Below are 26,746 nucleotides of genomic sequence, written 5' to 3'. Positions count from 1 at the left end.
TTATCCATTTTCTCTGCTAATTTGATCGCTAACCTATTTGCGTCAAAGAAATACACTTATATTTGGTTACGAATAGGAATTAAATTATGAAAAAAATCACGACAGCATTACTTTTACTGACATCGACATTCGCGCTTCAAGCGTGTGCTGAAAGCCGTGAAGGTCCAAGAGAAATGCCAAGTTTTGAAGAAATGGATGCAAACGGTGATGGCGAGTTACAATTAGAAGAGCTCAGAGGTCCACTCGCCGATGACTTTGACAAACTAGACGTAGATGGAAGCGGTGGTCTATCGGAAGAGGAAGTTCCGCCGCCACCACCAAGACGTCAATAATTGTTAGAGGGTTATCCAAAAATAGTGATAATTCAATGCGAGCTGATGGGGTATAGCACCCTGTCAGCTCGCTATTCGTTTCTAACAAAAAGATGCTTATACATGGCCTAAGATGAATAAAGAAATCAATGTCCACATTTCCCACACGATTGGTGACTAATATTGGTTTAACTCACTTTTGTCTTAACTCACTCTATCGTCTTAATTCACTTTAATTTCTGGAGAGAACGTGCGCATATCAATTTTCACCAAACTGTTTGTTTCAATACTAATGGTGTGCGTGACCATGCTCTTTGTACTGACCTATTTTATTAACTCCAGTTTTCAAAGAGGGCTCCAAGATTTCACAAATAATAATGAGATTGCCCTAGCTCAAGAACTCGCCAATAACTTAAAGCAATATTACTCACCTTCCGAAAAGTGGAGGCGGCTAGAACGTGAACCACATTTAATCGCCAGTAGCATTGGTGGCCCCTCACGACCACATGCTCGTGACAGACACCCATCGCCACCACCATTAAGAGAGCCGGAAGCGCCAGATCTTCAACCTATTTGGCAACGACTCAACATTTTAGATCAAAACGGGCGAGCTATAATTGGACCGCCTGAAAACCTACATCACCTTGAAGATGGTCAGCATCAAGCACTAGTCGAAATAACACGGGATGATCAAGTGATTGGGTATATCTCCATCGTCCAGATGGATGAAATATCAGGGCCTTTGGCAGAAAGCTTTTTCAAACAACAAACGACGCATGTAAGCACTATCGCTTCGATTACCGTGTTGCTTTCATTCCTTATCGCTTTATTTCTTGTTAGGCGATTTTTGAAACCATTGCGTGCTTTGTCGAAAGGTGCCAAATCTATCGAAAATGGCGATCTCGATTTCTACATTGAAAAAAGCGGCAATGATGAATTGTCCGATCTCATCGGAATATTCAACGGTGTAGTCGAAACACTAAGAAAACAAAAAACACTTAGAGAACAGTGGTTATCGGATATTTCACATGAACTTAGAACGCCTATCACCGTGCTAAGAAGTGAACTAGAAGCGCTACAAGACGGTATCCGATCTCCTGAGCCAAAATACATCGACTCGTTACATCAACAAATCATCACGTTGGGTCAACTCGTTGAGGATCTTCACCAACTCTCCCTGTATGACATCGGATTTAACCTCAATGTTAAAAACAACGTTGATATACATAAACTGATTGATTCTGTGATCGTTCAAAACTCGATCCGTTTAGAACAAAAAAACATCACATTAACAAAGCACTATGACCATTCAGCCCCACTGTTTACCTCGTGTGATGAGAGATTACTGACACAACTGTTTGTGAATCTGTTGGAAAATAGCGCACGATACACTAGCGATAATGGGCATGTATCGATAGATGTTACCGACATTAGTGATAGTATTATTATCAACGTTGAAGACAGTGATCCAGGTGTACCTGATGCATCACTTCCGCGTTTGTTTGAGAGGCTTTACCGCGTTGATAAATCGCGCAGTCGCTCAAGTGGCGGTTCTGGGCTTGGCTTATCTATCTGTAAAAATATCGTTGAAGCGCACCAAGGACACATTACTGCCGACCACTCAGAATTGGGTGGACTACGAATCATCATAGCGTTACCAAAGGAAATAAAATCGTGATCTTAGTCGTCGAAGATGAGCCTGCATTAGCAAGTGTACTGTGTGAGTACTTAGAGCACTCTGGCCTTGAAAGTCATCATATTATCGATGGTAATCTTGTCATTGACTGGGTAAAACAAGCATCGCCTAAACTCATTATTCTCGACCTAATGCTACCCAATCGAGACGGGTTGGATATTTATCGAGAGCTGAGAACGTTCAGTGACATCCCTGTGGTTATGGCGACAGCCAAGGTCGAAGAGATCGATCGACTCGTTGGGCTTGAATTGGGTGCAGATGATTATATATGTAAGCCGTACAGCCCGAGAGAAGTAGTCGTGAGGGTGAAAAATATTTTGCGCCGTTCCAACAAGCCCCAAGCCACGTCAGCAACGAACGCCATTGATATTGATGAATTGAGTATGACCGCCGTCCTATGTGGTATTAAGCTAAGTTTAACGCCAGCTGAGTTTCGGCTTTTGCACCTTCTTTATCAAAATGTTGGCCGCATTTATAGTCGCGATCAATTGATTGATAAAATCTACGACGATAGAAGAGTGGTCAGTGATCGCACTATCGATAGCCATATCAAAAACTTACGCAAAAAAATGGTCTCGATAAATGAAAAATGTGACTACATCAAATCCATTTACGGGATAGGTTACAAACTAGAAATAGAATAATACGAATCAAAAAGCCGCTTTCATCAGCGGCTTTTTTCGTTCTAAAGCGAACATAATTCAAAGATGGGATCAGCGTTAATCCCAGTTGAGAATCGACCAATTCGGTTGATCTGCTAACGCTTTCAAACGCGGACACGGGTTCACCAAATAAGCAAAATCAGCGTGTTCACACAAAGGTAAGTCGTTGATTGAATCCGTATAAAAGTGAATGTCTGAGTAGTTAGTTTCTTGATTGTCTAACCACTCTTTCAAACGCGTCACTTTACCTTCTCGGTAACTTGGAACGCCTGATATTTGAGAAGTAAAACGACCTTGGTTTTCAATCAAATCAATACCGAGGGCGTTCTCGATACCAATCTTGCGGCCGACCGCTTCTACTAGGAAAGTGACGCTGGCTGAGATGATCAACATGTCGATGTCATCATTCTCTAGCTGCTCAATCAAAGGTTTCGACTGTTTGAACTGCTTAGGCAAAATATGCTGTTCAACACACTCTTCCACCAATGCGGTGACTTGCTCTGTTGGCATATCGGCCAAAGGCTGCATGGAAAACGTGAGGTAATCTTCCATGTTCAGTTTGCCTTCCGAATACAAGCCCATTAAGCGCTTATCTTCTTCAATAAAGTTGGGCGCTGTGGCAATGCCCTTTTCAACCAAGAACTCATTCCAGAGCATCGCTGCATCGGCATTGATCAGCGTTTCATCCATATCAAATACATACAAAGGTTTGAACATCTTAGGCTCTCACAGGTTGAATTTCGTTAAGGTTAAACAGGAGTTCAAGTTGGCTGCCGTTTGCCAACAGTCGTTCAGAAGAACGGTTAAGTAGGTCGACCGTTAATTCACACTCATCAACGTCCACTTGGTAGCGAATCACGTTGCCCAAAAGCTGGTGGTTACGAATCGTGCCCGTTTTTGGCACAGAGATATGTTCGCCATATTGTCGACCTTGCTCTTTCACGTAGATAGATTCCGGTCGAATCGCCACTTTCCATTCCGTTTCAATGTTGAAAAGTTGCTTGGCTTGGTTTGCTTGCACCAAATTATAGTGCCCCATGAACCCAGCAACGAACTCATTGGCAGGTTGAGTGTATATCTCTTCGGGTGTCCCCGCTTGTACGATCTCACCTTTATTCATCAAGAAGATACGGTCAGACATGATCATCGCTTCTTCCTGATCATGAGTCACGAAGATCGTGGTTAGGTTCATCTCTTTTTGGATGTCTCGGATCTGTTGGCGCAGATGTTTACGGATCTTCGCATCCAGCGCCGAAAGTGGCTCATCGAGCAATAGAATACGCGGCTTGACCACCAAGGCTCTTGCCAAGGCAACACGCTGACGCTGACCTCCCGAAAGCTGATGCGGGTAGAATTTCTCTTTACCCGTTAAGTCCACCAGCCCAATCACTTTCGCGACTTCACGTTTAATCTCGTCAGCAGCAAGCTTTTTCATCTTAAGGCCAAACGCAATATTGCCTTCAACCGTCATGTTCGGGAACAGCGCATAAGATTGAAACACCATGCCGATGCCACGCTGTTGTGGCACTTGGTGAGTAATCTCTTCACCGTTGACCCAGATCTCGCCACCATCAACAGGATTCAGGCCAGCCAAGCTGCGCAGTAGAGTCGATTTACCACAGCCACTTGGGCCAAGCAGAGTAATGAATTCGCCCTTCTCGATGGAAAATTCAATATCTTCAAACACCGTGTTGTCACCAAAGCTCTTGGTGAGGTTTTTTGCATTTACATAGCTCATTATTTTGTTCCCTGGCTGAAACGACTTGCCAACCAAGTCAGTAAGAAAATAAACAGGAAGTACGTCATCACAAGGGCTGACGTGAAGTGGCCGCTGGTTTGACGCATGTTGTATAGGTAGATTTGCAGTGTCTCGTAACGTGTACCCACCAAGATATTGGCAAACACGAACTCGCCCAATAGGAACGAGAACGACAAGAACAGTGACGCCATTAAGCCTTTCTTAAGGTTTGGCAGAATAATCAACAAGAATGCTTTAGTAGTACTCGCGCCGAGCAGGTGTGCCGCGTCCATCAAGTCTTGCAGGTTGATCGCTTCAAAGCTGTTGGCAATCGCGCGGTACATGAATGGCAGCGCGATGGTGAAATAAGTACCAATCAAGATCCACGGTGTGCCAATCAGTGATATTTCGCTATCGGCATACAACTGAAGCAAGCCAACCGACGACACCACAGGTGGCACAGCAAATGGCAATAAGATCAGGATATTCATCACCTTGTCGAGCTTCGGAAAATAGTAAAACACCACGAAAATCGCAGGCAGAACCAACACCACACTCAATGACAGCGCCGCCACACAGATAAATAGCGAACGACCAAAGGCTTGTAAGAAGCGAGGATCGGTCAGCAGGTTGATATACCAATCTAACGTGAAGCCATCCGGCAGGATCGTCGCGCCCCATCGAGAAGAGATCGAGTAGATAAAGGTCGCTAAGATCGGGATCACCATGATGCCGACAATCGAATAGACAACCGTTTTATGAAAGCGAGTATTTACGGTATTCATTACTTTCTCTTCCCTGCGTAGCTTTTGCTGATCAGCCATTGGTTAATCACGGTGATGAAGGCCAGCATCGCCATCAGAATCACAGAAATTGCGGCGGCTAGGTTTGGTTCTAAGAACAAGTCGCCCGATACCAAGCTCGCGATACGAATCGTAATCACGTTGTAGTTGCCCGAGGTCAACGCATACACACTCGCATAGGCGCCAATCGCATTAGCAATCAAGATGATGAAGGTGCCGAACAAGGCAGGCGACAACACAGGCAGCGCGATTTTGGTCCAGTATTGCCAAGTTTTCGCGCCAAGCAGTGCCGAAGCGGCTTGCCAGTCGTCACTCAGAGCATCAAACGCTGGATACAGCAACAACACCGCCAATGGGATCTGGAAGTAGATGTAAATCGCCAGCAAGCCCCACTTGCCGTAAAGGTCGAAATCACCCAGCAATCCATACTGCTTGAGCAATAAGGTAATCGCACCATTGGTGCCCAAGATGATGATGAATGCGAACGACAGAGGCACACCAGAGAAGTTGCTGCTCATATTGGTAAACGCGATCACCGCATCGCGGATTTTAGAATCAACACGGCGCAATGAAGAGACCAACAGAGTTGCAATCGCCAAGCCAACAATGCTCGACCAAATCGACAACCATAAACTGTTGCCTAAAGCCTGCATCATGAAAGCAGAATCGAATATTTCAGAATAGTTTTCGAGAGAGAGTTCGTCGTCATAGAAGAAGCTGTTGATCAGCACCCAAACCATAGGTGCCAGTTGGAACAGATAGAAAAACAATGCGAAAGGCGCAAGCCACAAAGCAGGCTTGAGGCGTTGAAACAAAGATTTGGTTTTAGGTTGAAGCGCAGAGCCACCGCTCTGCGTGATTACAGAACTGCTCATAGGGCCAACAATTCCTGAGTGTAAGATTTATCGTGTTCAAGGTTGAGTAACTGACAGACGCTGCCGCAGATATCGGTCTGTTTCACTGAGCATTCTTGGTGTGTAAACTTATCGCCAATCACAAAGAAAGGCACTTCACGCTCTTCAGGCAGAATGCCACCATGAGACAAGTCATTGTTCATACCGTGGTCACTGGTGATGATCACCTGATAACCATCATTTACCCATTTCTCAAGGTAGTTCGATAGGTAGATATCCGCGCCACGAGCACTATTACGGTACTGGCGAGAATCCAGCCCATGCTTGTGTCCCATGTCGTCAATGTTCATTGGGTGAATCAGCAAGAAATCAGGCTGATGAGTGACGCGCAAGTGCTCTGCATCCAAGAACAAGGCTTCATCTGGGTAGTGATCCCAGTGGTAGAAACAACCGTGTTGAATGTTCATGGTCTCATCGTTGGTGAAACGGTCGCGTACTGCATCAAATGGCGCTCGGTTATATAACTCGCTCACCCAATGGTAAGCCGCAGCTGCCGTCACTTTGTTCTGCGACTTCGCCAAGCTAAATACCGACTCGTGATTCGACAAACGCACGATTTGGTTGTTAACGATGCCACTTTCGACAGGGCGAACACCGGTCAGGATGCACTCATACAGTGGACGTGACATAGATGGCAGCTCACACTGCACAGGGTAAAGCGTGGCGCGCAGCTTGTTTTTTTGCGTGCTCTGCGAAGTGCTCTGTTTATTGTACGAATCGCCTTGGTTGCTGTGCATATCGCCTTGTTTTTCATGCATATCGCCCTGTTTTGTCTGCAAATCGCTTAGTTCTAGAAGACCGTTCAGGTAGCCCATGCAATCACGGGCTACCTGATAGTTCAGTCCATCTAGAACAACAAGGATAACCTTATTGCTCATGGTCTATTCTCTATTGCTTGTTTCTAAAAGCCACCTACTGAAGGTGGCGTGTTAAGCGGGGTTATTGCTGGTGAATCAATACGCTTTCTTGCCATTGACGTGGCAGGCGACGTGCTGATTTTTCCCATGCTGAGAAGTCAGTCACTGGGTGAACATTGCTGTATTGCTCGTTTGAGATCAGCTTGTCTTGAACTGATTGAGGTAGCGTAATGTTGCTACGGATTGGACGTGCGTAACCTTCTGCAAGGTTGATTTGGCCTTGGTCGCTGAAGATGTATTCACGAGCCAACTTCGCCGCGTTCGGGTTTTGTGCGTATTTATTAATGATGGTGGTGTAACCAGAAATCACTGAGCCATCTTGTGGAATGCTGACGGTAAAGCGCTCACGGTCGATCTTGTCGCGGTAGTTCAGTGCGTTGAAGTCCCACATGATTGCCACTTCCACTTCGCCTTTTTCAAGATTCGCGATGCTTGGGTCGGTGTAAGACAGACGGCCTTGCTTCGCTAATTCACCAAAGAATTTAATCGCTGGTTTTAGGTTCGACTCGTCACCGCCATTAGCAAATGCTGCCGCTAGAATCGCGTTGTTTGCTTGCGCGGCTACACCTACGTCACCGACTGTTACTTTGTAGTCGCCTTCTAGTAGGTCACTCCAAGTTTTCGGCGCATCTTCAACAAGGTTGTTGTTGGAAATGAAAGAGATGGTGCCAGTGTAAGCCAGAGCCCAATGACCATCTTTGTCTTTTGCCCAGTCTGGAATGTCATTCCAAGTGGTTGGTTTGTATGGCTGAGTGACGTTTTTCTTCACGGCCACACGTGCGAATGCGAACCCCACATCACCAATATCAGCGGTTGCGTTTTTCTTCTCTGCTTCAAATTTCGAGATCTCCTGAGCCGAGCTCATATCGGTATCCTGATGCTTCAAACCGTAGTTTGCTTTCAGGTCAGTCCATGTGCCTTTCCAGTTTGCCCAACTGTCTGGCATACCCACACTGTAAACTGCACCCTCTTTTTGAGCGGCTTCAATCAGTGACTCAAGATCAGCATCCTTCGCCATCGCTGGCATTGAAAGGGTTGCCGTTATTAGCGTTGCGCCGATTAATTTAGCTGGCGATACAGTTGAACGGCTAAGCAAAGTTTTCATTGTCTCTATCCTTCTGGACTAGGTCAGTAAGTTCGTTTTGTATGCTATAGCCGGAATGTGACGGTTTGCCGTAAGTTATTTGACAGTTCGAGTGCATTTACGTGGCAGTTATATTTCACTCATATGACAATAAGCCATTGTTTACTGTCACATTCCTGTTAACTCCATGGTTTACCTTATTAAGCACACGAACTTATGGACTAGATCAGTAATGAGAACATTGGGCACCGGGCAATCAGGGACACAGTTAGGAAGAATTAAGGCGAGTATTCGAGAGCAGCTTCAATCAGGTATCTTCATTGAAGGGCAAAAACTGCCATCAGAAAGAAACCTTAGCGAACTGTTTTCCACCACACGAATCACGCTCAAAGATGCGTTGGTGTCTCTGGAAACCGAAGGTTTGATATACCGAGAAGAGCGCCGTGGCTGGTATGTGTCACCCGAACGAATTCGCTACAACCCGCTGTCTCGCTCTCACTTTCATCAAATGATTCGCGAACAACATCGTATTGCAGAAACAAGGCTGCTGAGCACCCGCACAGAGATGGCCGCGGGCGATTACGCCAAAGCATTAGAGATAGAACAGATAACGCCGATACACGTGATTGAGCGACTACGCTTTATTGATGGCCGAGCGGTGCTATTTGTTGAAAACGTCTTAAAAGCGCCGTTGTTTGAGAAGGTGTTGTCAGAAAACCTCACCATGTCGCTGACAGGCATCTACCGAGAAAAATACGGCTACGAGACCCAACGCTCGCGTTTTGATGTAATTCCAACTTCTGCCCCTGCTCATGTCGCCAAGGCGCTGAATTTGGCTGAGGGGCAGCCTGTTCTTAAGATCTGTCGAGTGAACTACAAACAAGATGGCGAGTTGATGGACTGCGAGTTGGAATACTGGCGACCGGACTCTGTGGTCATTCATATTGACAGTATTGGTTAGCATCACATAACCATTTGCCTAGTTTTAGGTTTAAGTTTGGGTTTGGGTTTGGGTTTGGGAAGAAAAAACGAGCACAGACAAAAACTCCGACTGATTAGGTCGGAGTTTTGGATTTAGCGATCAAACATTAAGGTGATGTGGATCATCTAGTTCACGAATCAAGCTTGAGGAACTTCCTTACCCTTGTTGAATCTGGGTTAGTGAAGAACTTCTCAGGGTTGGATTTCTCAATCAAGATGCCCTTCTCAAGGAATACCACCTGATCCGACACCTGACGCGCGAATTCCATCTCATGAGTCACCACCACCATGGTGTAACCCTCTTGCGATAGCTTCTTCATTACCAGTAACACCTCTTCGACCAATTCAGGGTCGAGCGCGGAGGTTGGTTCATCAAACAGCAACACATCCGGCTCCATCGCGAGAGCTCTGGCAATAGCGACACGTTGCTTTTGCCCACCCGATAACATGCTTGGGTAGTTCTCTAGTTTGTGCGACATCCCAACCTTATCGAGTTGCTTACGTGCCATCTCTTCGGCGTCTGATTTCGCTATCTTCTTAACGTGAACGAGCGCTTCCATAACGTTTTGCAACACGGTTAAATGCGGCCACAAGTTGAAGCTTTGGAAAACCATACCAAGGCGCTCTCTGAGTTTCGCCAGCTCTTTATATTTGAGTGGTTTACCCGTTTCAGAGTTGATACCAATACGCTCATCACCCATGAAGATCGTGCCGCGTTCCGGTTGTTCTAACCAGTTCATGCAGCGTAATAGCGTCGATTTACCCGACCCAGACGAACCGAGAATACTCACCACATCGCCTTTGTTGATGGTGAGGTTGATATCACGTAGCACTTCGATGCCATCAAACTGTTTCGACAAGTTTTCAATGTTGATGATCGTCTCGCGCTCTTCCAACAGTGGCTCGCACTCAATCACTTCCAAACTCACTCCCAAAGAGGGGTTAATCGGTGCTTCTGTTTCAATAATGTCTGATTGTTTAAGCATGGCTAAGCCCTCTAAGTTCAACTTTGGTTTGGATTCGTTTAGTAATGGTTTCAAGTGCAATACTTACCGCCCAGTAGAGCGCAATCGCAATGATGAACGCATTCAATGGGATGAAGTAGGTCGATTGAATGCTGTTGGCGGCCGCGGTAATTTCTGCGACGGTGATGATGCTAAGAAACGCAGTGTCTTTTAAGCAGATGATGAGTTGGTTAGTGATCAGAGGAACCGACTTACACAACACGTTGGGTGTGATGACTCGTGTGAAGGTTTTGAGTTTAGAAAAGCCATAAGCGTGCGCCGCTTCGATGTAACCAGGCTCTAACCCCTTACGAACACCTCGGAAAATCTCACAGAAATACGTACCATGATAGAGGCTGAGTGCGATGATTCCCGCAGTCACTGCATCTAGTCGAATGCCAACCTGAGGCAAACCGTAATAGAGCAGATAGGCTAAAATCAGAAACGGTAAGGTGCGCATCATGCCTATCAAACTGTTGATGGTGTACTTAACACCGAGTCTCGAGTTTTCGAGACAGTACAACAAACCAATGCCTATGACGAAACTCAAGATTGAAGACGAAACAAAAAGATAAAACGTGGTCACAAAACCAGAAGCAAACAGCTCTTTTTGTTGCCAGATAATATTCCATTCTTCCATATTTACTCCTTAAATTTACCCACTCAATGACGCTTCACAAGCAGGTAAATGGTGTAGCTGACCAAGTAGTGATGACGGCCAAACTGTTGCTGCTACTGTAAACAGATGTATGCACTTATTGCTGCAGATAAGTGGCTCGGTTTTCAGCCACAGCTTGCAACTTCACCAACACGCCAATAATCAACATGTAAATGGCACCGGCACATAGAATCGGCCCAAGTGGTTCATAGGTAACCGCAGAGATTCGATTGGTGACACGAGTTAGGTCGACGATGCCGATCACCGCAATCGCTGGGCTGCCTTTGATTAAGAACGACATCTCATTGACTAGCGCTGGTAGGCTCATGATCACCATTTGCGGGAACATGATGCGGCGAAAATAAGTGATACGTCTCATACCAATGGCTTCTGCCGCTTCCATTTGTCCTTTTGAAAAGTTAAGAAAGGCATTGCGCCAAATCTCTGCATTGAATGCCGATGTATTGAGTGTGAGAGCTAAAATAGCAGAAACGTGTTTATCTAAATTGATGCCAAATGACGGAAAAGAAAGGAAAATAAACAGAGCCAGTGTCACCAAAGGCGTTGCTCGTGCCCAGCTGACATAGATACCCAACATTTGATCCACAAACGGGATTTTCATCATTCTAACTAAGGCAATCATTAGGCCGATGACGACACCTAATACAATCGATACTGCCGATATCCATGCCGTTGCCCACGCGCCCTGTAGCAACTGTTCCCAAGCGTAATAATCCATAAACGACCTCTTTGATCAGCGACTTCTTTCGATAGATTGTGCGCCAAAGACTCATGGGTTAAACCGCTTTGAACCCATTGGCATGGACACAAACAGCCGCTAACTGTTTGTGTCGGCGCATGCTTATTCATCTATTGAACGGCTGTTAGCTTGTGATACTGCTCAACCGAAGTGATGGCTTCTGAAGGGAGTTGGTCGAACGATTCACCGAACCACTTCTTCTGCAACTCTGCCATTTTTCCTGTTTGCTCAAGGTGTAGGAAGAATTCCGTTAGGTAAGCCAAAAGCTCAGGATTATCTTTAGGAACTGGCCAGCTAACGAAACCTGGGCCAGAGACTGCTTCGCCTTTTTTGAATACCTTTGACTTCGACTTCACTACCTCGTTAACTGAAACCACACTGTTGATCACATAGTCTATTCGGCCGATTGCCAAGTCGGAATACGCTTCTGGGTAGGATTGATACTGCACCACTTTACCCAAAGATTTGCCTTGTGCTTCGAGCATCACTTCGAGCTCTGGAAGCCTTTCTAGCAAAGCACTGCCCGCTTGTAAGCCCACTGTTTTTCCATCTAAATCGGCTACCGTATTAATATCTTCCGCGTCAGCTCTGGTTAAGAAGTAATGCTGCGCTGAAGCGATAGGTGGAGTGAAATCAAAGGCCTTCAAGCGAGCATCGGTAATGATCGCGCCAGTTAACGCCACATCATATTGACCCGCAGATACCGAAGCGAGTAGTCCTGTCCAAGGTAAGATCTCTTGTTCGATATCGAACTTCGAATATTCACGTAACTCATCAAGCAAATCTTTGTTAATCCCCGCAGGCTTACCGCGGTCGATATAGTTGAATGGAGAGTAGTTGTCTTCTGTCGCCACTTTCATGAAGCCTTGCTTTTCGATGGCTGCAAGCTCCGATGCTTGTGCGACTCCAAAACAACCCAGTACAACTGTCGCTGCCGCTGTTGAAACCCATGCCTTCATCGTCATTCCCTGTTTCATACGCTTTCCTTATCGAGATTATTTGCCTGCCTTTACTTTATGAACGGAATGCATCGGAGACGTAGAGCCAATTTAATTTTCAGGTTGGGACAGAACGATTTTCTAGTTTGGGACAACGTAATTTTCGGGGTTGAGAGAGAGCAAAACACACTCTTAAAACATCAATATGAACTCTGGCGCATTTCTTGCTCTTTTATACAAATTGGACTGAGGTTCACTGAGAATAAGGACTGTATCTCATGGCGATAAATCACAATTGTTTCATCGAGTTTGATTCCAAAAGAAGCCTGCAAGAACAAGTACGTAGCTATTTGGTGACGGCGATATTGAATGGTATTTTTCCGGCTGAACAAGCGCTTCCGTCTTGTCGTAAGCTGTCTAGCCAATTGGGTGTTTCACGCAATACTGTCTCGTTGGTGTACGACAGTTTGCTCGACGATGGCTACCTCATCAGTAAGCCTCGCAGTGGTTATTACCTTTCAGAAAAGTATCAAAATCCGAGTGATACTATCGACGCGAGTTTGGATCATTTTGAATCAGCCGACAGCGACAATGCACCGGATTGGAGCAAACGCGTTAAGCTGCAATTGGGCCAATACCCACGCATCGTCAAACCCTCGCATTGGAGTTGTTACCAATACCCATTTATTTTTGGCCAACCCTCTATCAATGACTTCCCATTAGCTCAATGGCGAGAAGCGACAAGAAAGGTCACCTCAGACCCACATGATCACCGCTGGCTTTGCGACAAGGTCGATAAAGACGTCGACATGCTGGTCGAACAGATACGCACAAGGGTGCTCCCACAGCGCGGTATTCATGCCCAAAGTGATGAGATCCTCATAACCTTAGGTTCGCAGAATGCGCTGTATTTGATTTCGACTTTGCTCATGAACCATCAGAGTCGAGTCGGAGTCGAGAACCCCGGCTACAAAGAAGCGAATCACATCTTCAATCTCTCTGGCGCGCAGTTACACCCGCATCAAGTGGATGAACAAGGATTGAGATTCAATGAGCACTCTTCACTGTGTGATCACTTCTATGTCACGCCTAGCCATCAAGCTCCAACCGGCGTCACCATGAGTGATGAGCGTCGAACTCAGTTACTTGAAATGGCCAAAGCCAATGACGCGGTAATTATCGAAGATGACTATGACGCCGAGTGCAACGTGGAGTGGAATCCTAAACCCGCGCTAAAAGCCAATGACAAGGAAGGGAGAGTCATCTACGTCAGCAGCTTCTCTAAGCTACTGGCACCCGGCTTGAGGTTAGGCTACATCGTGGCACCTGAAGAGTTAATCTACGACCTTAGAATACTGCGTCGCTTGATGTACCGACATGCGCCAAGCCGTGTTCAGATGGAAGTAGCGCACTTTATTGAACAAGGCTACTACGACAGCTTTGTGAGGCGCTTTAGAGAAAACACTCGCCAGCGCTGGAAGCTGATCAACGATGCTGTCTTGAAGTACTTACCTGACTGCAAGCGACTGGCTCAAAGCGAGCAGGCCAACTCTCTGTGGCTACAAACGCCCAGCCACATCAATAGCCAGCGTTTAGCTTCACGAGCCGCCCAAAAGGGCATATTGATTGAGACAGGCTATTCACACTTTATGACGAATACCGAAACGGAATCGGGCTGTGAAGCATTGTCAGAATATGACCCCAATTCCTATTTTCGATTGGGCTTTCACGCCATCGACAAAGATCTGATCGCACCCGGTATCAAAGAGCTGTCAGAGGTGATGAAGATCTAGCATCACTTAAGAGCAGTTTGACCAGACTGATTTAGTGAAAGAACGTAAAAAGAGCATCAATCGATGCTCTTTTGTCGTTTCTGAAGGTTAGGTTTGGCACGTTGAAAAGAACGGGGAATTCTTTGTCAAAGTGCCTTGGTTACTGTGCTGGCTATCTTATTGGAGACTTAAGAAGCGAGTTCAAACAACACTTCATCAATGATCTTAACGCCTTTCTTTATATCGCTTGGCTGAATAACCAAAGGTGGCGCAACGTGAATGCGGTTATTCACAATGAAGGTCAACAGGCCTCGCTTGGTCAATTGCGCTTTCAATTGCCCCATTTTTTCATTGCTTAAAGGTGTTTTACTTTCACGATCTTCCACCAGCTCAACCGCCCAGAACATCCCTTTACCGCGCACATCACCAATCATAGGGTGCAACTCTTGAAGGCTCAGTAGGAGCGGCCCTAGAACGCTGTTACCGACGTTATCAGCATGTGTGACAATGCCCTCTTGCTCCATCACATCGAGCGTTGCAACGATAGAAGCCATCGCCAAAGGGTGACCAGAGTACGTTAAGCCGCCCATAAAGAAGTTTGACTTAAAGTGCTCAACGATCGGTTCGCTGACCACCACGCCACCAGCCGGCACATAACCCGAGTTCACCCCTTTCGCGAAAGTAATCAGATCTGGCACGACATTAAAGTGCTCAAACGCAAACCACTTACCCGTGCGACCAAAGCCGACCATGACTTCATCGAATATCAACTGAATGCCATGTTTGGTTGCCAGCTCACGCACGCCGATAAGGTAATCTTTGGGCGGAATGAGAAAACCAGCCGTTCCCGGAATCGTCTCTAGGATAATCGCCGCAATCGCCGTTGGTCCTTCGCATTCAATCACTCGCTCTAAATGCTGCAGGGCACGCTCACTCTCTTCTGCCTCAGTCGCCGCGTTGAATTCGCTTCGATAGAGAAATGGATTGAAGAAGTGAACGTGCCCACGGCTATACTCGTTTGGAATTCGACGAAAATCCCCCGTCGCAGCAATAGCAGTACCTGTATTGCCATGGTAAGAACGGTAAGCAGATAGCACCTTGTCGCGCCCTGTGAATTGTCGCGCCATGCGAATCGCATTTTCGTTGGCATCTGCCCCTGCATTGGTAAAGAACACCTTCTTAAACGAGCTTGGCGCTTTCGACAAGATACGCTTAGCCGCCAAACCACGAGTGAGGTTGGCGGTCGCAGGGGCAACGGTCACTAATGAATCAGCCTGATCTTTAATCGCTTTGATCACTTGTGGATGCTGATGACCAATGTTGGTGTTAACCAGTTGGCTACTAAAATCAAGGTATTCTTTACCTTCGTAGTCCCACATTTTGCATCCTTGCCCACCCGCAATGGCGATAGGCTCCGCTGCTTCTTGAATCGACCAAGAATGAAATACGCTCTTGTCGAGGTCGATAATATCTTGGTTCACAAGCTGTTCTGTTGATACTTCCATTTCATCGTCTCCATTAACAACACTAGATTCACAGCCGCTCGTGCTTGGCTCGTCTTCGAGAATGAAAGACACAAAACACGACATTGAAAAGGCTGCGCTATCGGATGGAATAATCTTCATCCCAAACAGGGCGGAGGTCATAGTGTCAGTTTCAACAAAACATTGGGCCAGTACATCAGCCCAAGTCTCATCCCCGATCCAACAAACAGCCTGACCCAATCCAATCGTCGATCTGGCTCTATTCAAAACTCTTAGGTGTGAATAGATTGAAAGGCAGACGAGACAGGTCTCATCGAACGCTAATTAACGCAGCAGCAATATCAAAAGCAAAGAGGTGAGCAAGAGTGGAATTAGGATTAGCGATGACATTGATTCTGTTTGCAGGAGTAGTTCGAGGCTATTCAGGATTTGGGTTTGCGATTATCGTAGCGCTTTCCCTCAGCTTTATTGTTCCACCATTGCAAGCGGTAACCATCGCTATCTTGTTGGACTTTTTAAGTGCCTTTCCTCTGCTCAAGCGAAGTAAAACCACCATCAATATCCGGCTTATTGCGCCGCTGTGTATTGGCATGTTGGTTGCGGTGCCTTTCTCGCTGTATTTCATTAGCACGATATCGGAATCAGGCTTGAAGGCCTTTATCGCGATGATGTCTTTGGTCGCTGGCACGCTGATTATTTTGGACTTACGCCTCACTTGGTTGCACCAACGACACGCGTTTTGGGCGGGAGCCATTTCGGGGTTTAGCATGACCACCGCTTCTTCAGGAGGTCCGCCATTAGTGACGTATTTGATGAACCTGACCATTAAAACCAGTGAACAGAGAGCCACCGCGATTGTGTTTTTTCTGCTGAGTTCAGCGATTTCACTGATCGGCTTCATATGGATTGGCGCATTTAACCAAGAATCGTTCATCACAGGTTTATGGCTATTACCGGCAGCTTTGATTGGCAATGTACTGGGGCAAAAACTGTATCTATCAGTACCGAACTTGTCTGCAAAAACAACGACCGCGCCGATTTTGATCGGCATGGCACTACTTATGTTAATTTCAAATTAGAAGGATGTATTTATGGATAAGATAGCGTTCATTACAGGGGCAACCTCTGGTTTCGGCAAAGCGGCAGCAAAACGTTTCGCAGAAGATAACTGGTCGTTAGTGCTGTCTGGTCGTCGAATCGAAAGGCTACTCGACCTAAAGGAAGAATTAACGGTGCCTGTGCATGTAATTCAACTCGACGTTCGAGACGCAGACGCCGTAAAACAAGCCATTGATTCATTACCCGCTGAATTTTCATCGATTACCGCATTGGTCAATAATGCTGGGTTAGCTTTGGCACCAGAAGGCGCGCCTGATGTGGACTTGAAAGACTGGCACACTATGATCGATACCAATGTCACAGGCTTGGTTAATGTTACTCATGCGCTGTTGCCTACGTTAATTAAAAAAGGCGCAGGAAGCTCAATCATCAATGTTGGGTCAATCGCCGGACAGTGGCCTTACCCAGGAAGCCATGTGTATGGTGCCAGCAAAGCGTTCGTAAAGCAGTTCAGTTACAACCTACGTTGTGACTTACAAGGCACAGGGGTACGAGTGACTGACCTCTCCCCTGGTATTGCAGAAACGGAATTTACTCTTGTAAGAACTAAAGGTAACCAGACGGCTTCAGACAACCTTTACCAAGGCACTACACCGTTGTCAGCAGAGGATATTGCCGAGCAGATGTTTTATATCGCAACCTTGCCAGATCACATCAACATTAACCGAGTCGAAGTGATGCCGACACGTCAAGCATGGTCTGCGTTCGCAATCGATAGAGATTAAGTTCAAACCGACACATACAAAAAAGGTGGTCTTTTCAGACCACCTTTATCATTTCTTTCACACGATACTTCAAATATAACCAACGGCATAAAAGACTATGTCTAATTCGCCTCATTACTCTTTTAATGAAAGTAAGATTAGAGATACTCAACTAAACAATTTGCTGCTCATGTTCTTTGTTTGATTCCGTCTCTTTCGACAAGAAACTCGCTACGATCTCTCTCAGTTTGCCTTGGTTAACCGGTTTAGGTAAAAACTCATCCATGCCTACATCGAAGCACAAATGCTTGTCTCGCTGCACGACGTTGGCCGTCAGCGCAATGATTGGAATATGCTTTGCAGCCCCTTCTTCGAGCGCTCGGATCTGCTTGGTCGCTTCGAAGCCATCGAGAACCGGCATCTGACAATCCATAAAAATCATCTCGTATTCGTTGACTTTGAATTTCTCGACACCAATTTCACCGTTGTCGGCAATATCAACCTCAAAGCCAAGCTTCTTGAGCATCATCTTGGCGACTTGTTGGTTTACTCGCGAGTCTTCAACAACTAAAACTGTACCACTAAATTCTCCGGCAACTGCGACAGGTTTTGACTCTGCTTGAATTGGAGCTTGTTTATCGGCTGGTGTGGCGTTTACAGAGACAATGGGAGCATCTTTAACAACCGCTGCAGATTTACTTAACGGCACAGGTTCATTGTCTTTAAACGCAACCTCTCCTCTGTTCGGATAGGTAAAGACTGAAGTATCAGCCGCTCTCGCGAGTACCTCACTGATGGTCCATTTAAGCTGATTATCTTGGTAAGGACGCGCAATGTAGGCAACAAAACCGACTTGTTTAGCACGAGCTTCATCTTGCTTTCTAGGGTCAGCAGAGATCATCACTAACTTGGGACACTCGCTACCAAAGCGTTCAACTAAGCTTCTCGCCAGTTGAAAGCCATCAACGGACGGCATTACTTTGTCTATCAGAACGAGATCATAAGGTGATGACTTAGCCACAGACTCTGAAACCAACTCTAACGCTTGGTTTGCCGTTTCACAGCACTCAGACTTAACGCCAAAGGATTGAAGCTGTGTAGACGTTATACACATGTTCAGCTGGCTATCATCCACAAGCAGAACCGAAACCTTATTGAAATCGATATTGCTTTCATCGGCTTCTAAACACGGGTCAAAGTCAGCCGTAAAATAGAAGGTACTGCCTTTACCTTCAACACTGGTGAGTTCAAGCTTGCTGCCCATCAATGTCACTATCTTCTCGCATATTGTTAGACCAAGCCCTGTGCCTCCATAAATACGTGTGGTACTGCCGTCGGCTTGTTGAAACTTATCGAACACCGATTTCTGTTTGTCTTCTGCAATACCGATACCGCTGTCGACAATCTCGAACCTCACTCTGAGTTTTTGCTCAGGCTCAACCACCTCTTCCAAACGAAGCGAGAGCGTGACGTGGCCATGCTCGGTAAATTTAATCGCGTTACCTACTAAGTTATTTAGGACTTGTCTTAGTTGTGTACCGTCGCCAATCACCATGGTTGGGATCTTAGGGTCGATCGCTAATTGGAATCGAAGCCCTTTCTGTTCGGCTTTCACTCGAAAGGTTGATTCAACGTCGGCCGCAATGCCCATCATTTTCATCGGCTCTTGCTGAAGCTCTAGTCGCCCCGCTTCGATCTTCGAGTAATCGAGAATGTCGTTGATTAAGTCGAGCAACGTAAGCGAAGAGGTATTGAGCATGTTGATGTACTCTTTTTGCTCTTTCGGCATATCCATTTCAGAAAGCAAAGACGACAGCCCGATAATCCCATTCATTGGGGTACGGATTTCGTGACTCATATTGGCAAGGAATTCACTTTTATTGCGGTTGGCCACCTCAGCAATGTCTTTGGCTTTTTCCAGCTCTTGATATTGTTGACGAATACGTTCTACCGATCGGTTATAGCTACTCTCTAGAGTCGATATCTCATCTTTGTAAGTAGAGTGAGTTGGCGTTATAAAGCGCGGTTTGTTGTCTTCGACCTGTTGTTGGTTGATTTGGGAAGACATAGTCATCAAACGTTTTACGACAAGACGATAGACGATGGTTAAACATACGAGAGACAACAAGAAGATTTTAACGGCTTCGAAGGCGAGCAACAATAACACTCGTTCTTCAAAGTCATCTAGGATCATGCTCAAGTCTGATTGCACCGTGAGCGTCGCCAACGGGAAGTCTGTGCCGCCCATCTGGTGCACCATTTCCCAAGACTGAGAATAAGATTGGCCTTCGGTCTTTTGACCTAACTCTAGAATTTTTTCATCGGGACTTTCGATAAGAAGGTAACTGACCGAAGGGAGGCGAGAGATGCCTTCGGCTTGCACAAACAATTGCTCTCGATCTTCAACCCACAAACTTGCCGTTAAACCAGAAAGGTAGCCAGCCTTGACCTGCTCGATCTGAGAGCTGATAAAAGAAACTCGACTTTGGTACTCTACATACAACCCGAGACCTGTCACTATAACTGTGAATAAGGTACTGATCGCTATTATCATCCCGATCAACTGTCGGGAGAGTCCAACGTAGCGTTTTCCTTTTGTCACCATACACAAATTACCATTATTGTTATCCTAGCAAACTACAATTACTCAACTAGTATAATAGTAGTCATTCATCAAATAACTAGGGAAGGTTATGAAAAAACATCTTATCGTTGCATCCATAGTCAGTTTGTTTTCAAGCAGTTATGCTTCTGCAAGCGAACCTCTTCACTACTACATTATTGCGAGCCAAGCGCAACCTTTTCAAATCGAAACTGACGGGTCATCTCACAGAGGAATTGTTTCAGATATTGTGGAAGCCGTGTTTGATGACAGCCAATATGAGATCAACTACCACACCTACCCTTTTAATCGAATGATCGACAAGCTCGATGCGAGAGAGAATCCAAACTGGGTTACCTATGGCAGCCCTAGTTGGGGGAATATTCAATCTGCGAACCTATCTGAAGACCCGATTTACAATGTAAAACACGTATTACTCAGCAGCGGTAAAAAGCCATTTGAGTTCAATACAATCGATGATCTCGATGGGAAAGCCGTGGTATTGCTGAAAGGATTTGAGTATCCGAACTTGGAACCTTATATCCAACAGGGCAAGCTCAACGAGATTCGAGTAAAAGATTACACTGCTGCGTTTCGTGTCCTGAACCGAGCACCTGGCGACACCGTGTTTGTGGAAATGGAATCACGAATCAAATACAACCTAAACGAGCAAAAACTGAGTATTGATGATTACCAGATGCATGAGTTTGGTTCTGTCATCAATAACTACCCTATCCATTTGGCGTTTGACCCTGAGATGGATCCTAAGCTGCAAAGCTTCATCAACCAACGCCTAGACCAAATGAAAGACGATGGACAGCTTGACGACATCGTACAGAGTTACTTATAGCACCAGCGTAACGTAGAACTTATCAACGCATAGCTTAGTCACGTACGTTAACTCTCGTTGATGCCTGACTCTCTAAAACCGAAAAGGCCGCCCTGCTTCATACTAGATAGCAGGGCGGCCTTTTAAATGCGTCTAAGGAGTAATGATAAGCATGCCGCTATCTGAATCGACGAATCAGTGCGAAGCAATTAAATGCAGTTGCTGAGTGCGAAGCTGGTGACGCACTGCCATCAGAATCTTACCCAAATGGTTCTCGCCGGTTCCATCGCCGCCATCGCCCCAGAAGTGGTCTTTGTGCGAATGTTCTTTGATCACCGAATCTCCGGTATTGGTAAGAAACAGCGCAAACTGTGGATTCTGTCTGAACTTCTCGGTGACGATGAACTGCATCACTTCAACACGAATGTCATACCAATCTTCGCGAACTTGGTCTTCGTAGTCACGACTTAAAGAGAACGCTTCAGCAGGTGTACTGGCTTCCAAAATGGTATTACGTAGCGCTTCGGAGGCAAACTTCATCGCTTGATAATAATGTTCGCTGGTTGCCCAAACTTGATCACCTACCTTGATAGGACAAGCGGCAAAATTTGACAGGTATCCGTTCGGATCTTCGGGTTCGTAAAACAGCACTTCTTTAGCTTGAGCCACAGAATTAGACATAGCCTTCTCCTTACCAACGACATCGCATATTTTTGCTTTAACTTTAAAATTAGTGGCGTTGAATATGACTGTCAAACAACTTAGCTCAAGAGTATGCCATGTGCGTGTTTTTCATCTGAAAAGCGTAATATCAAAAGGGTTAGGCTAAACAGAACAGTGAGCCAAAGAATCAAGGAGTTGATTAAATCTGGATAGGAAACATGAAAAAACAATTATAAATCAAAGGGTGGCGTTGTGCCACCCTTCTAAATGCAATGGGGATTATTAGTGAATAAGACCTAGCTCCCTCGCTTCTTCCAGACTCAAACCGCTTTCTCTAATTTCTCTTAGAGTCTCGATACGACGACGAGCTTCAGCAGACTTCATTTTCTTTTCTGGTTTGAAAGATACTTCTTCTTCAGCATCCCACTTGTTTGCAATATTTGTCATTTCATCATGGTTGATAGAATTAATGGACATGTTTTCCTCCGAAAAGCACCATGTAATGGACAGGTAATCTGTAGCAAATGCTTTTTCGCTTGTTAAGAAATTCTGTACTGAAGTGTGATGATTCCGACGCTTCACAAAGCTAATTAATAAATGCCTCATTTAAACTTTGCCAAAGCCATTTTCTGCAATTATATTTAAAAGATTCCCCATAAGAAATGTGGTTTGATCCAACTCTCATTTTCCCCTCTTTCAATGCAATCAAATCCGTTAGCTTTCACATAGGCTAAGGCGAGATTTTCGGCTTAGCCGGAGAATCAGGCTGCGGGAAAAGCACCTGCGCACGATTGATGACCAAGGTTTACCCTGCGACAGAGGGGGAGATACTGTTCAAAGGCAGAGACATCTCTACGCTGAAAAGCCGTAAAGATATCTTGGATTATCGCAGCCGTGTGCAAATGGTGTTTCAAGACCCCTTTGGTTCACTCAATCCCACTCACACTATTGATCACCATTTAACGCGCCCACTTAAGATCCATAAACAGGTAGCCACTAAACAGGCTCTCACAGAACGCCTCAAAGAGTTATTAACGCTGGTGGAGTTACCCATCGAAACGCTCGCCAAATACCCGCACGAGCTCAGTGGAGGCCAAAGACAGAGGGTTAACCTAGCGAGAGCACTGGCCGTTGGCGCTGAGGTTATTCTTGCTGACGAACCCACCTCGATGTTGGACGTTTCGATTCGACTTGGCGTGTTGAACCTGATGCAAAAAATGAAGCAAGAGTTGGGGATTGGCTTTTTGTACATAACCCACGATCTTGCCACAGCACATTACATCGCAGAAGAGACAGCGGTTATGTACAAAGGACAGATCGTCGAATGGGGATCAACCCAGTCGATCTTAACCAATCCACGACACCCGTACACTAAGTTGTTGATCTCTGCGGTACCAGATCCCGATCTGCCATTTGGCGAACTCGTCAAAAATGAGCCAAACTATTCAATAGACGCTGATCGTATTCGAGAGCAGAGCAGTGAAATACAGCATGAAATCAAACAAGTTTCTGATAATCACTCTGTAAAACAGTGGGATAACGTTGCATGAATGAACTAGACACTTGGTTAGAGCGGATCGGAGATTGGTACAAAGACCGAAAGCATGATCAAGTGGACCGGTTAGAACCTTTGATCTTAACGCCTCCAGATGCGCTCTGGGGGCCATTGATCACGGATGAGCAGAGCAAAGGCATCGCATGTTGGCTAGACGGATGCCTGAGAATCTTTACTTTCTATCGCCACCTCGCGGATTCATCGAATCCGGACTTGGCTTCGCAGGAGGCCAACAGCTCAAGCCATCAAGATAAAGCCTACCAATACCTAATGTTTGCCTACAGTAAGCTGCAAGCGGTGTCATGTGACCCAAAATCAGAAGCAGGATTGCAAGAGTGGTGTACACAGCGGCTACAACACTTGTGTGTATTGGCTTTGGAGTTTACGAACCAACAGCAAGAACCACGTTGGAAAGCAGAGTCTGAAAAATTGATCGAGTCGCATGTACGCTTTATGGCAACCCATCCCCGAAACGATGATCAAGGAATTATTCAACGCCATCTCCACTGATCAAGCCCTTCTCGATCAAGCATCAAATCAGAATCTCACCAGAGCTAGATCCGTAGAAAGCATGATCGAGCCTTGATCATGCTTCGGCGTTTAACTCTGTAAGCTATTGAATTTTAATGATTGACTGAATTTTAGGCAAAAAAAAGCGAGTCCCTTGGGAACTCGCAAAAATCTATTCAGTATGATGTAACAAAATATGAGCCAATCTATTAATCACAAGAAAGGACAAAGGTTGTCTATTCGGGATAAATAATAATCAACTAGATGCGCTACTTTGTCATCACTTTGTCAGCGTTAGGTGCGATTTTAATCAGCACCTAATGTGTTCAAAACTATCCATTCAGCGGCGGTAAAACAGGCTTATCGCGATAGGATAATGACTAGTGGCCAATCGCCATTTCATCGAGCGCAAGGAACACGTTTTCGTCTAAATGACCTTCATGAACTTGTTTACACACTTTACGACGCACCGCTAAACCAGAGATCAAACGTTCAATGGACAGATGTCGATTGCTGGTGCTATCTCGGTCGTTATATAGCTCAATCAAGCGACTCAGTGTTTCGTATGGGATAACGTCCTCCCCTACTCTCAACCAATCAAGCTTCTCAATGAGCTCTGAGCACTCTTCTTTGATTGAGGCATGTGAGTGCCCTGTCATAGCAGATAAAGCCGTTATGCTGCGTTCTAGAGCCTCTGCAGAGGTATATTTAGAGAGAGTAATCATGATCTCGTCAGCGTTGATCTCAACAGAGTGTTTACGCTGCTTAACTCGACGTCCCAATTTGCCTCTTGGCGACGGTGCTTTACGCTGAATGGGTTCAAACTCACCATCGATAATCTCAGACAGCTCTTCCAGTTTCTGCTTAGACACCATTTCGTTACGAAGTGGGTTCGGCAGCGTTGGTGCCATATTACGCTTACCTGCGTTAGTGGTACGCGCTCTTGAGTAACGTAATACTTCTTCCACATTACATTTGATATCTACCTGATAATCGGTCGTTTTCCCTTTTTCGATCAACGCGGTGATCGTCAAGTGATAACCCCATAGATTAACCAGGAAGGTATCTTCTTGATCCCCGACTTCACCCAATTTTCTGAGCTCGCGGATCAGATCCATCGAGAAACGACGCCAATCGATGTTACGCGCCAATTTCTGGTTGAGCTCACTGAGCAACATGCTATCTGAATGGCGACGTGCCATGCGGCTTCTAAAGTACGAATACATTTGGAAGACCAAGGTATGTTGCTTCAGGATTTCTGGCGGAAATAGGAAGAAATAGTCACGCGTCAGCAGCTCTTCGTAGAACGAAGGCTCCCAAACCAGGATGTATAGGTTCGGTTTAATGCGAATTTCGCCGTCAGAGCCTTCTGTAGGCGCTTCTTCCGATGCGGTAATGGTTCTAGCTAAGAATCGGAAACGATCACTCTTAAAGCCTTCTGGCATGTTCTCACTAAGCCAACGGCCTGTAAGCTCGTGCAGTTGGAAATCCGTGAATTCGATACGATCAATACTGTCGCGGATAGAATCACGTGCAGGGCCGCTGTCTTTCTTGCCACGTAAAGACAAAATATCAGTGATGTAGAGTGGTGTTTTGTTTGGCGTGTGTTTCGCGTCTAGATGGTAATCATCTTGGTGATGATCATGATATTGAACGGTGAGAGTGAATAACGCGAATAGCGTCATCAGATCGTCAACGGTCATGATATTTTTAGAAGATCGTGTCTCGATCACAGCGCGAGTGCCAGAGATCGAAACCATGGATTTCTGGTAGCTCTTACGAGTTCTAGGTGGCGCTAACGCTTGATCAATAATCCCCGCCCAATTGGTTGGCGAAACAATGAATTGATCCGCTTCATCTTTCATCGTTGGTGGGGTATTCAACCCATGTTCATTCAGTAAGCGCTTGTTTACTTTGGTTTGAGCTAGGGCTTTAGAGCGCTTTTGCTTTTCATTTTGCTTCACGCTTTCTGTCACTAAGCTGGTGGCACCCAGCACCGATATCAATTGGTTTGGGTTCACAAAGCGATGCAACATGGTTTTACCAGCAAGGCCTTCTTCAAAGCGAACTGGGATTTGTTTGAACAATCCGATATTAACTGCAGCTCTCAGCCTTTGCTGTAAGGCTGCGCGAGTGACTTGACCATCGGTTGATTCAATAATCTCAGTGGTGGAAACGTACCCGTCTTTACTGCTAAACCCACGAAGTGAAATTAGGTTAAGAAGCTCAACTATGCTTTTGGTGACACCTTTGAAGTGTTGATATTGTTCTATCCATTCAACGGCTGTTTCAGATACCTCAAATAAATGACCATCTTTGTGGCTTCGTGCCTTAATTAACAATTTCTCTTCTGGTTTCATTTTTGATCCGTATCACACTAACCGTAATTTCACTATAGTTCCTGAATGATAAAGAAAGAATGATCATAAATAAAGAGAATTTATTGGCTTTTAAATAACTGATCTTTTTGATTAATATGATCTTAAATGATTAAGTGATCTAATGATCTGGACGTAACTTTGTTTATAAGTGGCTGAATTTAAAGCATTAAAATAAATCGCCTTGGAAAGCATGATCATAAAGGTTCCGAAACTATGATCATTAAACTTAAGAAAGCATGATCACAGAATATCAGAACGATGATCATTAAGTCATTGTAAGCATGATCATTATTGGTTCGAAAGCATGATCATTATACTTATACAGCTTATCCACAGATCGGAATTCAACATCGGTTTCTAAGTCGCTTTTGACTTGTCTAAGTGGACACTTGTGGTGGCCAATCTATCGGAACAATGATCAAGAGAGCATACTTTTTTATCGTTCCTACCCTATTGAGTGCAAAATTTAGTCTGTATCCGCTGGAAATGGATTGCTTTGATGTATTTAGAGCGGGTGGGTCTTAACTAGGAAGCATGATCATGAAATTGTCATGTTTGTGTATTCTTGGTCTGTGTCGATTGAATTTTCAATCATTGAGCCCTTATAGGCGTTGAATCCCCATTCCAAAAGCATTTGTCCGTAACTTAGTTCATAAATCAC

Annotated in this window: 24 protein-coding genes and 1 pseudogene; 10 read left to right on the top strand and 15 right to left on the bottom strand. The window is 45.4% G+C overall.

The annotated features are described in order from the left end of the window. Positions 1 to 86 precede the first annotated feature (86 nt). The 3 genes from AB6E78_RS12865 to AB6E78_RS12855 all read left to right on the top strand — a co-directional run bounded on the left by AB6E78_RS12865 (position 87) and on the right by AB6E78_RS12855 (position 2,651). Positions 87 to 332 carry a hypothetical protein gene (locus AB6E78_RS12865; RefSeq protein ID WP_372133755.1) on the top strand — a complete coding sequence of 82 codons (246 nt, stop codon included), beginning with the start codon at positions 87 to 89 and terminating at the stop codon, positions 330 to 332. Between the two features lie 286 nt (positions 333 to 618). Next, a complete protein-coding gene (locus AB6E78_RS12860; RefSeq protein ID WP_372133762.1) occupies positions 619 to 1,989 on the top strand; it encodes an ATP-binding protein in 1,371 nt (456 codons plus the stop codon). Next, on the top strand, positions 1,986 to 2,651 hold the full coding sequence (locus AB6E78_RS12855; protein WP_010432275.1) for a response regulator: 666 nt from the start codon (positions 1,986 to 1,988) through the stop codon (positions 2,649 to 2,651). Before AB6E78_RS12860 ends, AB6E78_RS12855 begins: the two co-directional genes overlap by 4 nt. 75 nt (positions 2,652 to 2,726) lie before the next feature. Here the strand turns inward: AB6E78_RS12855 and AB6E78_RS12850 are convergent, their stop codons facing one another. The 6 genes from AB6E78_RS12850 to AB6E78_RS12825 all read right to left on the bottom strand — a co-directional run bounded on the left by AB6E78_RS12850 (position 2,727) and on the right by AB6E78_RS12825 (position 8,146). Continuing rightward, the gene (locus AB6E78_RS12850; RefSeq protein WP_017091954.1) at positions 2,727 to 3,386 is read right to left on the bottom strand and encodes an HAD family phosphatase; all 660 of its coding nucleotides are present in this window, start codon (positions 3,384 to 3,386) and stop codon (positions 2,727 to 2,729) included. 1 nt (position 3,387) lies between these two features. After that, positions 3,388 to 4,407, bottom strand: coding sequence for an ABC transporter ATP-binding protein (locus AB6E78_RS12845; protein WP_372133754.1), 1,020 nt, complete (start codon positions 4,405 to 4,407; stop codon positions 3,388 to 3,390). After that, entirely contained in the window at positions 4,407 to 5,192 is a 786-nt protein-coding gene (locus tag AB6E78_RS12840; protein ID WP_017070181.1) for an ABC transporter permease, read from the bottom strand. The genes AB6E78_RS12845 and AB6E78_RS12840 overlap by 1 nt, the downstream gene beginning before the upstream one ends. Next, entirely contained in the window at positions 5,192 to 6,085 is an 894-nt protein-coding gene (locus AB6E78_RS12835) for an ABC transporter permease subunit (protein WP_136982543.1), read from the bottom strand. The genes AB6E78_RS12840 and AB6E78_RS12835 overlap by 1 nt, the downstream gene beginning before the upstream one ends. Next, complete coding sequence (locus AB6E78_RS12830; protein WP_372133753.1) at positions 6,082 to 7,002, bottom strand: alkaline phosphatase family protein; 921 nt, start codon at positions 7,000 to 7,002, stop codon at positions 6,082 to 6,084. The genes AB6E78_RS12835 and AB6E78_RS12830 overlap by 4 nt, the downstream gene beginning before the upstream one ends. Before the next feature lie 61 nt (positions 7,003 to 7,063). Next, positions 7,064 to 8,146, bottom strand: a complete 1,083-nt coding sequence (locus AB6E78_RS12825) for an ABC transporter substrate-binding protein (RefSeq protein ID WP_372133752.1) — start codon at positions 8,144 to 8,146, stop codon at positions 7,064 to 7,066. Between the two features lie 211 nt (positions 8,147 to 8,357). Here AB6E78_RS12825 and AB6E78_RS12820 point away from each other — a divergent pair, with 211 nt between their 5' ends. After that, positions 8,358 to 9,086 (top strand): UTRA domain-containing protein, encoded by a 729-nt coding sequence (locus AB6E78_RS12820; protein WP_004732583.1) that lies wholly within the window; start codon positions 8,358 to 8,360, stop codon positions 9,084 to 9,086. Positions 9,087 to 9,237: 151 nt separating this feature from the next. On the opposite strand, the gene AB6E78_RS12815 is transcribed toward AB6E78_RS12820, so the two are convergent. The 4 genes from AB6E78_RS12815 to AB6E78_RS12800 form a co-directional block, all read right to left on the bottom strand. Continuing rightward, complete coding sequence (locus AB6E78_RS12815) at positions 9,238 to 10,092, bottom strand: amino acid ABC transporter ATP-binding protein (RefSeq protein ID WP_372133751.1); 855 nt, start codon at positions 10,090 to 10,092, stop codon at positions 9,238 to 9,240. Next, a complete protein-coding gene (locus tag AB6E78_RS12810) occupies positions 10,085 to 10,750 on the bottom strand; it encodes an amino acid ABC transporter permease (RefSeq protein WP_372133750.1) in 666 nt (221 codons plus the stop codon). The genes AB6E78_RS12815 and AB6E78_RS12810 overlap by 8 nt, the downstream gene beginning before the upstream one ends. A gap of 115 nt (positions 10,751 to 10,865) precedes the next feature. Beyond that, entirely contained in the window at positions 10,866 to 11,507 is a 642-nt protein-coding gene (locus AB6E78_RS12805) for an amino acid ABC transporter permease (RefSeq protein WP_017066356.1), read from the bottom strand. Between the two features lie 131 nt (positions 11,508 to 11,638). Then, positions 11,639 to 12,505 carry a transporter substrate-binding domain-containing protein gene (locus AB6E78_RS12800; protein ID WP_065584482.1) on the bottom strand — a complete coding sequence of 289 codons (867 nt, stop codon included), beginning with the start codon at positions 12,503 to 12,505 and terminating at the stop codon, positions 11,639 to 11,641. Positions 12,506 to 12,744: 239 nt separating this feature from the next. Here AB6E78_RS12800 and AB6E78_RS12795 point away from each other — a divergent pair, with 239 nt between their 5' ends. Further along, positions 12,745 to 14,259 (top strand): PLP-dependent aminotransferase family protein, encoded by a 1,515-nt coding sequence (locus AB6E78_RS12795; RefSeq protein WP_372133749.1) that lies wholly within the window; start codon positions 12,745 to 12,747, stop codon positions 14,257 to 14,259. 167 nt (positions 14,260 to 14,426) lie between these two features. Here the strand turns inward: AB6E78_RS12795 and AB6E78_RS12790 are convergent, their stop codons facing one another. After that, positions 14,427 to 15,743: an aspartate aminotransferase family protein gene (locus tag AB6E78_RS12790; RefSeq protein WP_017066353.1), complete on the bottom strand. Its 1,317-nt coding sequence runs from the start codon at positions 15,741 to 15,743 to the stop codon at positions 14,427 to 14,429. Positions 15,744 to 16,105: 362 nt separating this feature from the next. Between AB6E78_RS12790 and AB6E78_RS12785 the strand changes: the two genes are divergently transcribed. Then, positions 16,106 to 16,801 (top strand): sulfite exporter TauE/SafE family protein, encoded by a 696-nt coding sequence (locus AB6E78_RS12785; RefSeq protein WP_017061223.1) that lies wholly within the window; start codon positions 16,106 to 16,108, stop codon positions 16,799 to 16,801. 12 nt (positions 16,802 to 16,813) lie between these two features. Beyond that, the gene (locus AB6E78_RS12780) at positions 16,814 to 17,566 is read left to right on the top strand and encodes an SDR family NAD(P)-dependent oxidoreductase (protein ID WP_017061222.1); all 753 of its coding nucleotides are present in this window, start codon (positions 16,814 to 16,816) and stop codon (positions 17,564 to 17,566) included. A gap of 151 nt (positions 17,567 to 17,717) precedes the next feature. Here the strand turns inward: AB6E78_RS12780 and AB6E78_RS12775 are convergent, their stop codons facing one another. Further along, positions 17,718 to 20,150, bottom strand: coding sequence for a response regulator (locus AB6E78_RS12775; protein WP_372133748.1), 2,433 nt, complete (start codon positions 20,148 to 20,150; stop codon positions 17,718 to 17,720). An 88-nt stretch (positions 20,151 to 20,238) separates the two neighbouring features. Between AB6E78_RS12775 and AB6E78_RS12770 the strand changes: the two genes are divergently transcribed. Then, on the top strand, positions 20,239 to 20,997 hold the full coding sequence (locus AB6E78_RS12770; protein WP_136974558.1) for an ABC transporter substrate-binding protein: 759 nt from the start codon (positions 20,239 to 20,241) through the stop codon (positions 20,995 to 20,997). Positions 20,998 to 21,171: 174 nt separating this feature from the next. Here the strand turns inward: AB6E78_RS12770 and AB6E78_RS12765 are convergent, their stop codons facing one another. Further along, positions 21,172 to 21,732 carry an NADAR family protein gene (locus tag AB6E78_RS12765; RefSeq protein ID WP_050643559.1) on the bottom strand — a complete coding sequence of 187 codons (561 nt, stop codon included), beginning with the start codon at positions 21,730 to 21,732 and terminating at the stop codon, positions 21,172 to 21,174. A 189-nt stretch (positions 21,733 to 21,921) separates the two neighbouring features. Next, on the bottom strand, positions 21,922 to 22,116 hold the full coding sequence (locus AB6E78_RS12760) for a hypothetical protein (protein ID WP_017061218.1): 195 nt from the start codon (positions 22,114 to 22,116) through the stop codon (positions 21,922 to 21,924). A 185-nt stretch (positions 22,117 to 22,301) separates the two neighbouring features. Here AB6E78_RS12760 and AB6E78_RS12755 point away from each other — a divergent pair. Continuing rightward, a pseudogene (locus tag AB6E78_RS12755) lies at positions 22,302 to 23,189 on the top strand (ABC transporter ATP-binding protein). Next, complete coding sequence (locus tag AB6E78_RS12750; protein WP_102320933.1) at positions 23,186 to 23,704, top strand: transcriptional regulator; 519 nt, start codon at positions 23,186 to 23,188, stop codon at positions 23,702 to 23,704. Before AB6E78_RS12755 ends, AB6E78_RS12750 begins: the two are co-directional and overlap by 4 nt. A 380-nt stretch (positions 23,705 to 24,084) precedes the next feature. Here the strand turns inward: AB6E78_RS12750 and AB6E78_RS12745 are convergent, their stop codons facing one another. Then, entirely contained in the window at positions 24,085 to 26,064 is a 1,980-nt protein-coding gene (locus tag AB6E78_RS12745; protein ID WP_017071247.1) for a replication initiator protein RctB domain-containing protein, read from the bottom strand. Between the last annotated feature and the right edge of the window lie 682 nt (positions 26,065 to 26,746).

The sequence above is a fragment of the Vibrio sp. 10N.247.310.98 genome (assembly GCF_041467395.1).
GTDB lineage: Bacteria > Pseudomonadota > Gammaproteobacteria > Enterobacterales > Vibrionaceae > Vibrio > Vibrio crassostreae_C.
Note: the sequence above shows the minus strand (reverse complement) of the source record. Positions and strands in the feature narration are given on the sequence as shown.